This window comes from Nocardia sp. JMUB6875 (assembly GCF_041154655.1).
Taxonomy (GTDB): domain Bacteria; phylum Actinomycetota; class Actinomycetes; order Mycobacteriales; family Mycobacteriaceae; genus Nocardia.
This window is the reverse complement of sequence record NZ_BAAFGR010000257.1, coordinates 1-7,690: the sequence shown is the minus strand read 5'-3', so window position 1 is coordinate 7,690 and position 7,690 is coordinate 1. Positions and strand designations below refer to the sequence as shown.

The window sequence follows — 7,690 nt, the reverse complement described above, 5'->3', positions numbered from 1 at the left end:
GCCCCGTACCATCCCCAGCGCCAACTCCGCCCCCGCCCCGGAATTCTCCATTGGTCCGGGCTCGCTCTCCGCCCGGCGTCGAGTCGCCGCTCCGGGTTCGGTCGCCGCCCGGAGCCCTGCTGCCACTGGCCCGGGCCTGATCGCCGCTCCAGGTGTTGCCGCCTGTCCGAGCCAGTTCTCCGGCTGCCGCGGACTGGGCTCCGGTGGAGAAGGCTCGGGCCTCTCCCCGGATTTCGGCCAGCGCCTCGAGAGTCCGCTGACCGGCGGGATCGTCGGCCGCTGTGGCGGGCACGATGACCACCTCGTCTGCTCCCGCGTCGCTGTATGCACGGACTCGCGCGGCCAAGGTGGCCGCGTCTCCGAACATTCCAACGGCTGCGGGCAATTCGTCGGGAATGGATGCCAGGACCTCGCGGGGATGGGCGCCGCTGTGAGCGAGCCGGACCACCTCGTCGAAACCGGCCTCGGTGAACATTGCGTCATACCCGGGTGCGCGCAGGTATCCGACCACGCCGTGCCGGACAGTCGTGAGCATGTCCGCGTCGGGATCGACTCCCGCGGTCACCCACACCGAGACCGGCGGCGCGGGGCGACCGGCGCGCGAGGCGAATTCCCGTACCGCCGCGACACATCGGGCCGTCTGCTCAGGGGTCACCAAATTCAGAACCACCCGATCCGCACAGCGCGCGGCGACCTCGAGCGCCTTCGGTCCGAACGCCGCCACCGCGACCTCACCGCCGACCACTCCGTCCTCCCCGCCGGACCCGGTGGCCGGATCCTGCCGCGCGGGCGGCGCGATCTCCGGCACCGACTGTGTCGGGTCGTCAGAATCGCCTCGGCCGGTTCTGGATCCGACGCTGGCCCAGCCTGCTACCGCGTTGCCGTTCGGGCCTAGCACTTCGTGGGCGAGGGTCGAGCGGAGGGCGGGTAGTCGGAGGCGGAAGCCTCGGACGCGTTCGATCAGGCCGTCGTACTCGACCTTTTCGCCGGCGAGGAGTGCGCGGACGATGCGGGTTGATTCGTCCAGATGTCGTGCGGTGCGGTGTCGGCGGCGGCCGTGCCAGTCGCGGACTACGACTGTGCTGGAGGTGCCCAGGGCGACGTCGACCGGGCGGCCGGTGAGGGCGGCCACCGTGGCGGCGCCCATTGCGATCGTCGCGGGGCTTCGGACACTGATCGGTAAGGGGCCGAGGCACAGGGGGATTCGGCCCGGGGATTGGCCTATGGCGGTGGCGAGGGCGAAGGCGTCGAAGGTGGCCATTTCGCCTATCCAGAGGCGGTGGTAGGCGAGTTTGTCGGCGGTTTCGGCTACTTGGAGGGCGTCGAGGGGGTTGCGGTTCTGCCAGTAGGGGAGGCTCACACTCAGTTGTGGGAAGGTCACGCGGACAGCCTTTTTCAGTTGAGGGGGCGGGCGGCGGCGCGCATGCGGTCGCCGCTGACCCAGGTGGCGTGGAAGCCGAGGGGGACGCGGACTGGTAGGGCGAGACGGCAGACGAGGGTGAGGTCGGCGGCGTTGTAGATCCATACCTCGCCGAGGCCGGTGTGGTTGTTGTGGGCGAACATGGTGAGCCAGGCGTCGTCCTCGGCGGTGCCGCCGGGGCGGGGCACGACGGTCAGTTCGCTGCCGTAGATGCCGTCACCGAAGGGGGCGGTTTGCTTTGCGCCGGTGAGGATGTCGTATTTGATGACGGCGTCGAAGATCATGGTGCGGTCGACGGACAGCCTCATCTGGTAGGAGTAGCGGCCCCGGTGGCCCGTGACGCCCTGGTCGATGGCGGGGAACTCGGTGTTCACGTCGTCCATGACCTCCTCGACGGTGGCGCCGGTGCGGAGGTTGAAGCGGTATTTGTGCAGTTTCGCCTCGGGACGCAGGTAGGCCAGCAACTGCGCCAGCGGATGCGCGCGGTCGGAGACCGGGCTGGGCTCGCTGACCCGGCAGACCACCAGGACGATCTCCTCGCCCTCCTCCCACGAGTTGACCGTGTGATAGATGTACCCGGACTCCCCCTCGAACCATTTCGCCTGCGCCCCTTCGCCGTAACGCGGCAGGATGGCGAACCGGCTGGGCAGCGTGCGATCGAAGAAGATCTTGAACCGTCCGGCGGCGGCCGCGCGCGGATCGTTGTAGAGCGGCAGATCCATGAGAATCGAATGGTTCTCGGTAATGGCCATATCGTGCGGCAGCCGCGGGCCCGGCAGCTCGAGCCCGGTGAAGTGCTTGACCGTCCCGTCCGGATCGGCGACGCCGTAGCGCAGGTACGGCGAGTGGATGCCGTAGTCGAAGAAGAGCAGCTCCTCGGTGCGCTCGTCGACCTTGGCGTGCGCCGAAACCTCGCCGCGCAGTGTGCCGTTGAACGTGTCGACACCGCGCGTCTCGAGGCTGATCGGGTCCAGCGCGTACGGCTTGCCCGCGCGGTACCACAGGGCCAGCAGGTTCCCGTGGTGGTAGAGGACATCGGTATTGGCCGAATTGCGTTCACGGCGGTCACCCGGCGGATTGGTGTCCCACGGCTCGATCACCCCGCGCCACAATGCCGTTCCCGCCGCCTGCTCGGCCTCGAACTCCCCGGTGCGGATGAAGCGGTTGCGATAGGTCGCCCGCCCGTCCTCGAAATGTACCGCGTGCAGCATGCCGTCACCGTCGAACCAGTGGTAGCGGCCGAGCGGCGCGAACTGCGGGTTCGGGCCGTTGCGCACGTAGACGCCGTCCAGGTCGGCGGGCAATTCCCCGTGCAGCACAGTCAGATTCGTGGCGGTGGTCTCCTGCGCGGTGGGCGCGTAGGGACCTTCCAGATACGGATTGGTGAGCGCCTCCGCGGCGGGCGCGATGAGTTCTTCATTGAGCGGCATACAAAGCCTCCAGCGACCGGGCAGTCGGCACCCGGCGGAATTCACTACAGTTAATGAAGTGATACGCGTCTCACGGGAGGGCTGTCAAGAGCCGGAGCGGATAACGGTTCGAAGCGGACGTCGCGCCGGCCGAGCACCGCCTCGCAACCCCGGCAGCGCAGCGCCGGGACCAGCACCGCCCCACATTCCTTGTGCCGGATGAGCAATCCGGGTTCCGGCGTCCGCGGATGTGCGCGATTCGACCACGCCAGCAGAAACGCGAAGACCCCGAACAACGCTCGCCCGCGCGGCGTCAGCCGATAGTCGCGCCCGCCCGCCTCGGGCCGATGCAGTATCCCCGCCTCGACCAGCCGGGTGAGCCGCTCGGTCAGCGTGGTCGGCGACATGTTCAGCGCCGCACGGAAATCCGAGAACCGCCGTACCCCCGCCAGCGCCAGCCCGGTGACCGCCGCGCTCCACCGATCGCCGATGGCCTCCATGATCTCGTCGAAGCGCGCGTCACCCCGCGCGGGCCCGGCGGTGCGCCCGGAGCGCCGCCGCCCGGAGGTGAGGTGCCACAACGCATCCCGATCCAGTTCCACCTCGGTGTCATGGGTGGTGACATCGCGCCCGCAGCCCCGGCACATGACCGTCGGCGGCCCGCGATGCCCGCATTCGGTGTGGGTGAACTCAGGCAGCAGCGCCCACTCTGCTGTCCACTCCCGTTGCCACGACCACACGCAGACCAGGATCTCCCAGGTCGCCAAACCCAGTTCGGTGAGGCGGTATTCGTAGCGATCCGCGCCGGGCCGCGGCACCCGTTCCATCACCCCGGCATCGACGAGCGCCGCCAGCCGTGCGGTGAGCACGGCGGGCGGCGCCGCGGTCCGGTCGGCCCACTGGGTGAACCGGCGCGCGTGGTCGACGAAGGCCAGGCGCAGGATGGTCAGCGTCAGTCGGTCTCCGAGCAGATCGAAGGTCGCGGCCACCGAATTCTTCACTTCAATAACTGTACTTTATGCGAGGGTTGCCAGCTCACGCTGCACGGCCTCGTCGTGCTGCGCCGCCTCCTCGGCCGCCTTCCTCGGGCTCCAGTGCCCGGCCATGATGAACACGAACGGGATGAAGCAAATCTGCGCGATCAGGCAGATCCACCACCAGCGCTTCCACTGCTTGGGCGAATCCGCCTGCGCCTGTTGCACTTCGGTACCGTGCTCGGACAGGTAGGCCAGATCGTCGGCGGGAATCGCGCTGACGGCCTTGAGTTTCGCACTGGCCGCTGTCAGCGACGGCCCGGTCTGCGAGGCGACGGCGAGCTGATCGACCGGCACCTTCTGCGCGGCCTGGATCCGGGCGATGGCCTGATCCGGCGGGATCTTGAACTTCGTCGCCACCTGCCCGACCGCGGCGGCCCCGGCGGCCTGATCGTTGGGATCGGTCAGCAGTTTCACCAGCGTCTGGGTGTCGATCGCCTGCAGCGTGGCGAGCTCGTCCGGGTACTTGGCATTGAGCTGGACCGTGGTCTTCACATTCGCCGCCGATTCGCCGGTCAGCTTCACCAGCGCGGCGACCTGCGCGTCGATGTCATTCGGATTCTTTCCCAGCGCGGTCAGCGTCTCCGGGCCGACTTTCTGAATGGTCGTGATTTCGTCGTGGTACTTGGCGTTGATGGTCTGCAGCCGCGGCCCGTAGTTCACCAGCGTGCCCGCCGCGGTGACCACGAACAGCAGCCCCAGCAGCACGAAGGTCACCACGGTCCGCAGCACGCCGCCCCACACCGCCAGCCCGACCGCCGTGGCCGCCGGATTCCGCTTCTCCACCGTCTCGGTGAAACTCGCCATCCAGGTGGAGTAGGCGATGCCGCTGCCGACCGCGGTGAAGCTCATGACCACCGCGAAGGTGTAGTAGTCGGTGCCGGGTTTGTCGGTGTAGCTGAGGAATACGAAGCCGCCGATGATGGAGATGATCGCCCCGAACACCATGAACGGTTTGCGCACCTTCAGCGCGTCGGACACGATCCCGGTGAGCACCAGCGAGATCGCGCTCGCGATCCAGTACCAGTTGCCCAGGGCATTGGCCTGCGCGGCGGTGAAGCCGAAGTTGGTCGCCATGTAGACCGGCAGGAACGAGACGATGGTGTAGAAGAACGCCAGGAAGATCGAGATGGCCAGCGCCGAGCCGACGATGTCGAGATGCATCATCTGCTTCCACTGATTGCGTTCCAGCTCTTCGACATTCAGCCCGCGCGCCCGCGCCTCGATGAGCGCCTTGTCACGCAGCGACACCATGATCTGATCGCGCAGCCGGGGGCTGAGCTCACGCAGCCCGACCAGTCCGAGGATCGAGATCACCGTGCAGATGACACCCGCCAGCCGGTAGTGGTACTGCCAGTCGGGGTGGGCGTCGAGGGTGTGCGTGGAGATCTCGGTGGTGACCAGCGCGCCGAGCACCGGCCCCAGCGTCCAGAATCCCATGGCCGAGGCGCGATCCAGCTGCGGTGAGAAGTCGCGCACCAGCGCGGGCGTCGCCACCAGCACCGCGCCCTCCACGACGCTGATCGCGCAGTAGACGGCCAGGAAGGCTTCCTTGGAGGTGCATTGCGGTTGTGCGAACAGCGTGAGCAGCGAGGTGATGACCGTTCCGTACGCGACGATATTGGCCCGCCCCCAGCGATCCAGCGCACCGGTGATCACCGAGGCCACGGCTCCGAAGGCCGCGCCGATGATGAAGATCCCGACGAAGTACCGGAAGGTCAGGTGGAAGTAGGCGATCAGCTGATTGCCGACCGCGCCCGAGACGAACAGCTGGTAGTACAGCGCGATCGAGACGACGACAACCAGAAACAGATACCAGGATCGCGCGGGCGTTTCCGGATAGTGCGGCAGCTTGCGCTGCCACAGTCCGGTGACCAGCGTCGGCGGGGGGAATTCCGCGGCCGGGGGTACCGCGGTCGGAGTGCTACTCATGATCGAGACGCCTTTCTCTCCACAGCGTTTTCGCGCGCCCCGAAAGGCCCTTGCTCGAAGCGACACGATCAGCCGGGTGAAAACAGGGTAGCGGTCATGAGTGAGCTGAATCACTGTTACCGAAATCGGAACTGAGAACTCGCGCGGGCCCGGAGTGTCGGGTCTGGATCCGGATCCGGCGGTGGCACGCGACTTGGCGAACGAGTCGTTCCGAATGCAATCATGTTGTCCGAGAATTGAACTGCTGGGTGATCGGATAGTGATGAGCGACCGGGATTGGTACAGATTCGCCTCGGGGCTGGCCGCCCTGTTGATCTACAGCCCGGCAGCGACGGTCCTGATTCTCGATCTCGAGGGCGACCAGAACTTCGTGCGGATCGGCAAGTATCCGGACGGTCTTCGCGCCGAGGTCTCCGACGAGCTCGACGCCGGGCAACGGGATCGGCTCCTCGAGGCGGGCTGGGGAGCACCCGATGCGGATGCCCCGCTCTGGTACCACGAAATCTGGAACGACCACGGAACCGCACCCGACGATTGCCGCGCGATCACCCTGGCGGTGATCGAGGCGCTGCGCGACGTACTGCACGTCCCCTCGCCGCACGAGGTGCGCCCCGGCGGCTGGGTCCACGGCCCCGGTGAAGTGCTGCTCGACGAGCTGCGACCCCACTATTTCGAACCCGCCACCGGCGAACTGCGCACCCTGCTCTCCATCGCCAACCTGCTCATGCCCCACCACCCCTGGCCCGTCGCCTCGGTCCGCCACAGCCTCGAAGGCCCCCTCCACGCCCACCGCAGCGAGGCCTGGCGCGGCCTACTCTCCGCCCTCGGCGAGCCATTCTTCGGCGGACTCGGCGTCATCGGCCAGTTCGACAGCCACCAGCCGATCGACGAGATCCGAGACGGATTGCGCCGCTTACCCTCCTGCCCCGCGACCATGGCCTGGGACTGGTATCCGGCCTTCGCCGACCGCACCGCCGACTGGCCCGCGCACGTCCGTACCGAATCATTCCTCGACGAAGCGGCCGCGCACGCCCACCCCACCGGCTGGGACCTGGTCTCACTGCAGACCGACAGCGACGATTACGCCCTCACCTTCCTTCCGGCCGAACGGCTGCCACGATTCCGCGAACTCACCGCCGAGGTCGGCAAACGAGTCGAATTGCCCTCCCGCGCATAGCCCCTGACCGATAACACTCAGCGCGGCGGTGAATCCTGGAGGGCGGCAAGGGCTCCGGTCAGTGCGCCCAGGCAGGTTGATCGGACTTGGGCGTGGGTGAGGGATCGGTGTTCGAGCCATTCCAGGCAGAGGGTGTGGACGAACATCAGCCAGGAGGTCAGTAGCCCGGATATCGCGTCGCGCTCGGAACCGGTGGGGTCGAGAGCGTTGAGTATTTCGTCGTGCATGGCGGTGTGATCGCCCAGGACGATCGCCTGGACGACCGGATCGCCGGCGAGGGCGCGGTTGGCGGCGAGGACGGTGTTGCGATTGGCGGCGAAGTACGCCAGGTGGGCGTCGAGGCCGGCGGCGACCTGGTCGGTCAGGGGCTGGGCCGGATCGAGATGGATCTGGGCTTGCAGGGTTTCGGCGGCGCGCTGGTAGATGGCGGCGAACATCGCGCTCTTGCTGGGGAAGTGGCGGTACAGCAGGGCCCGGGAGATGCCCGCGCGATCGGCGATCTGGTCCATTTGCACTTGGTCATAGGGCAGTTCGGCGAAGAGTTGCGCGCCCACGTCCAGCAGTTCGGCGCGGCGCTGTTCCGGGGTGAGGCGACGACGCGGCGGCATCGCACCACCATAGCCGCAAACCGGCACTAGTTGACGCATGTCTACTAGCGGCGTTACGCTCGATCCAGCTAGTTGACACACGTCTACTAACCGGGTGGGCGGGGTTGAAG

6 protein-coding genes are annotated in these 7,690 nt (G+C 67.4%); 1 reads left to right on the top strand and 5 read right to left on the bottom strand.

What is annotated here, in order from left to right; genetic code table 11:
- The 4 genes from ACAM49_RS37005 to ACAM49_RS36990 form a co-directional block, all read right to left on the bottom strand.
- A partial coding sequence (locus tag ACAM49_RS37005) for an LLM class flavin-dependent oxidoreductase (RefSeq protein ID WP_369640186.1) occupies positions 1-1,381 on the bottom strand: 1,381 nt, incomplete at its 3' end.
- Between the two features lie 14 nt (positions 1,382-1,395).
- A complete protein-coding gene (locus tag ACAM49_RS37000; RefSeq protein WP_369640185.1) occupies positions 1,396-2,850 on the bottom strand; it encodes a carotenoid oxygenase family protein in 1,455 nt (484 codons plus the stop codon).
- Between the two features lie 50 nt (positions 2,851-2,900).
- On the bottom strand, positions 2,901-3,830 hold the full coding sequence (locus ACAM49_RS36995) for a winged helix-turn-helix transcriptional regulator (RefSeq protein ID WP_369640184.1): 930 nt from the start codon (positions 3,828-3,830) through the stop codon (positions 2,901-2,903).
- Between the two features lie 15 nt (positions 3,831-3,845).
- Positions 3,846-5,795 (bottom strand): MFS transporter, encoded by a 1,950-nt coding sequence (locus ACAM49_RS36990; protein WP_369640183.1) that lies wholly within the window; start codon positions 5,793-5,795, stop codon positions 3,846-3,848.
- 262 nt (positions 5,796-6,057) lie between these two features.
- On the opposite strand from ACAM49_RS36990, the gene ACAM49_RS36985 reads away from it, so the two are divergent.
- Complete coding sequence (locus tag ACAM49_RS36985; protein ID WP_369640182.1) at positions 6,058-6,972, top strand: hypothetical protein; 915 nt, start codon at positions 6,058-6,060, stop codon at positions 6,970-6,972.
- Between the two features lie 17 nt (positions 6,973-6,989).
- Here the strand turns inward: ACAM49_RS36985 and ACAM49_RS36980 are convergent, their stop codons facing one another.
- Positions 6,990-7,580, bottom strand: coding sequence for a TetR/AcrR family transcriptional regulator (locus ACAM49_RS36980; protein WP_369640181.1), 591 nt, complete (start codon positions 7,578-7,580; stop codon positions 6,990-6,992).
- Between the last annotated feature and the right edge of the window lie 110 nt (positions 7,581-7,690).

Excerpts from the sequence above, each read along its gene's own strand:
- ACAM49_RS37000 (WP_369640185.1), bottom strand. The coding sequence starts at position 2,850 with ATGCCGCTCAATGAAGAACTCATCGCGCCCGCCGCGGAGGCGCTCACC.
- ACAM49_RS36990 (WP_369640183.1), bottom strand. The coding sequence starts at position 5,795 with ATGAGTAGCACTCCGACCGCGGTACCCCCGGCCGCGGAATTCCCCCCG.
- ACAM49_RS36985 (WP_369640182.1), top strand. The coding sequence starts at position 6,058 with ATGAGCGACCGGGATTGGTACAGATTCGCCTCGGGGCTGGCCGCCCTG.
- ACAM49_RS36980 (WP_369640181.1), bottom strand. The coding sequence starts at position 7,580 with ATGCCGCCGCGTCGTCGCCTCACCCCGGAACAGCGCCGCGCCGAACTG.